Annotated in this window: 3 protein-coding genes and 1 pseudogene; 1 reads left to right on the top strand and 3 read right to left on the bottom strand. The window is 70.2% G+C overall.

The features are described 5' to 3' along the window. From LOY02_RS11985 to LOY02_RS11995, 3 genes and pseudogenes are all read right to left on the bottom strand, one after another. Positions 1–1,646, bottom strand: a pseudogene (locus LOY02_RS11985) (hypothetical protein); the annotation flags it as partial. Between the two features lie 92 nt (positions 1,647–1,738). Next, positions 1,739–1,942 (bottom strand): hypothetical protein, encoded by a 204-nt coding sequence (locus LOY02_RS11990; RefSeq protein WP_317182591.1) that lies wholly within the window; start codon positions 1,940–1,942, stop codon positions 1,739–1,741. Between the two features lie 89 nt (positions 1,943–2,031). Beyond that, on the bottom strand, positions 2,032–2,226 hold the full coding sequence (locus LOY02_RS11995; RefSeq protein ID WP_317182592.1) for a hypothetical protein: 195 nt from the start codon (positions 2,224–2,226) through the stop codon (positions 2,032–2,034). Positions 2,227–2,426: 200 nt separating this feature from the next. Between LOY02_RS11995 and LOY02_RS12000 the strand changes: the two genes are divergently transcribed. Beyond that, positions 2,427–2,624 (top strand): hypothetical protein (locus tag LOY02_RS12000; protein ID WP_317182593.1); only part of this gene is annotated, 198 nt, incomplete at its 3' end.

The following is a 2,624-nucleotide window of genomic DNA, read 5'->3' on the forward strand; positions in this document are numbered from 1 at the left end:
GGGTTCTCGGCCCGGGCAGGGGTGTCGTGGGGGTGGTCGCTGGCCTCCGGGACGTAGCCGTTGAGTCGGCGGCCGGCGCCGGAGGGGTCGAGGTCGAGGGGCTGGTGGTTCATGGTCATCGCGTGCTCCTGGGTCGACGGGCGGTCACGCCGTGCACCAGTCCGGCGGTGTCGTCGGTCGACGAGCCGCCACAAGGCGCGGGCGAGCCGGTCGAGCAGGACGACGAGGCCGATCAGGGGAACGACGAGAAACAGGATCGAGATCGATGCGAGCGCCACGAGCGTGACGTCGCCGGCATCCCGGGCAGCGACCCACTGCTCTGCCTGCAGCGCGATCGCGTCGATGTTCGTGCCAACGATGAATGGCAGGTTCCACAGCAACCAGAGTGTCCCCCCGACGAGGGTCGGCACAACGAGACAGACCCAGGCGATGACCATGCGCCTCGCTCGGGGGCGCAGCTCGGCGACCCGAGGATCCCGCGGCGCGCCCGGGCGCAGACTGCGGAGGACCGGACCGACCCGGGCGAACAGGTCTGGCACTCCGGCCAGGTCGGCGAGCACGTAGTAGCCGTCGAGCCGGACTGCGGGGATCAGCTGCTGGACCATCTCGACGTGCATGATGAACGCGGCGAGGAGGAAGAGCCCGCTGCCCGTCGTGAGGTAGAGGCCGGCCAGGACGATGAGGCACAGGACGTTGAAGTAGAGACCACCGAGGTCCGTGCGGAGGCGACCGGTCCGGCTCAGGCGGTACGAGTCCGTGACGTCGGTGTAGAACGCGGGGAAGATGAGGTAGACCCCGAAGCCGATCGCGCCGGGTCGGCCCCCGCTGTAGCTGCACGCGGCGGCGTGCCCGCTCTCGTGGATGAGGCCACCGAGTGCGAGCACGAGATAGAGACCGAGCATCAGCGACGGCGAGGTGAGGACCTCGACGAGCGCGGCGGCGAGGTCGCCCGTGGCGAGAAGCCGCAGGTCGAGGACGACGACGGCGACGAGGGCCGCGACGACGACCGGCGGCCAGAAGAGGGGCGCGAGGAGCCGTCCCAGCCGGGGCACCCAGGCAGCGGGAACGAGCACGCCCTTGAGCGAGAGCGCGAGGAGCGGCCGGGCCTTGGGCAGGCGCGTGCGCCGTTGGGGTCCCGTCGTGGCGCCGGGTGTCGGCGAGCCCGGCGAGGACGGCGCCCCCGGCGAGGACGGCGCCCCCGGCGGGGCCGGCGAGCCAGGCGACGTTACGGCTCCCGATGAGGTCCCTGTCGGGGAGGTCGCGAGCGAGGCCGAGGCAGGGTTCGTGCGTCCGTCGCTGACGACGAGCCCGAGCGGCCCGAGCCGGGTGTCGACGAGGTACTGGAGGCCCTCGGGGCTCAGCTCTCGTCCGTAGGCCCGGCTCACCATCGCTGCCACGGTCTGCGCGGAGCGCCCCGACGTGACCGTGCTCAGGACGAGGTGCAACAGCCGGGACACCTGAATCGTCTGGCCGTCGGCTCGACGCACGAGGAAGGTCGGCTCGCTGATGCCCGAGTCCTGCACCTGTCCCAGGCGCTGCAGCCCCTTGGCCAGCCGCCAGGTGGGTCCGTTGGCCGACGGCGCAGCGGTCGTGGGATGAAGCGCTGCCATCGCAGGGGCGGATCCCCCGCCCTGTGCTCCGTCCATTCCCCCTCCTCCTGTCACCGGTGTCGTCAGGCAGCCTCGGCGGCCACACGCACGGCGGGCGCGTCGCAAGGACCCGCCCGCCGTCACGCGCCCTACATGACGATCGCGAGGTACTGGCCGGCCACGGCGTTGACCGTGGCGTTGTTCGACGCCGCGTTGATGGCGAAGGCCAGGTTGACCCCGACGACCGTGTTGACGTTGACGCACCCGACGTAACACAGCGTGTCGCGTCTCGGCAGGAGAGCAACGCTCTGCGCGTCGAGCTCTCGAAGGTCCAGTGGTGCTGCCTCGTGCATCTGGGCCGCCTCCCTTCTGGTCTCGTGTGATCACGATGGCCCAGGCGGCGGCTCCCGCAATCAGGCGGGAGCCCCGCCACGGAGGGCGGTCAGCCCTGGCCCACGACGATCGTCTGCACGGCGGCACTGTTGGCCTGGGAGAGCACAGTGGCGGCGTTGAGAGCGACCGAGGAGTTGCTGGCGTAGATGTTCGCCCAGTTGTAGTTGAAGAACAACGTCTCCTTGGACGGGAGCAGGGACACCATCTCCGTGTCGAGCTCGGCATACGTCAGGTTCTTGTCCATTGGGATTCACCTCCTTCCCCCGTGAGAGCTGATGCGCCAGTGGAGCGCACCCACCGTGACCGCAGCGTGACCGGACCGTGACCGGGGAAAATCGTCCCTTCCGTCAGCGAGTCCGGTGGGACAGAATCGTCAGGACGCTCGCTCCTGGGCCGCGCTGACGCGGGCATCGCCGACCACGGGCCGACCCCGGAAGGACATCGATGTACAACCCCGTAGCCCCGGACCCTGAGTCGCGACCGGGTGACGCGGTCATGGTGCTCAGCTGCTGGACCCGGGGCGTGGCTGGAGAGCTGCTCGCACGGGCCACGATGAGTGCCGGTGAGGAGACCCGGGAGCGAACGCTGGCTTCCCGCAAGCAGATTCACGAGGCACTCGACCAGTGGCTCGACGAGGTCCTC

This window comes from Intrasporangium sp. (assembly GCF_032907665.1).
GTDB lineage: Bacteria > Actinomycetota > Actinomycetes > Actinomycetales > Dermatophilaceae > Intrasporangium.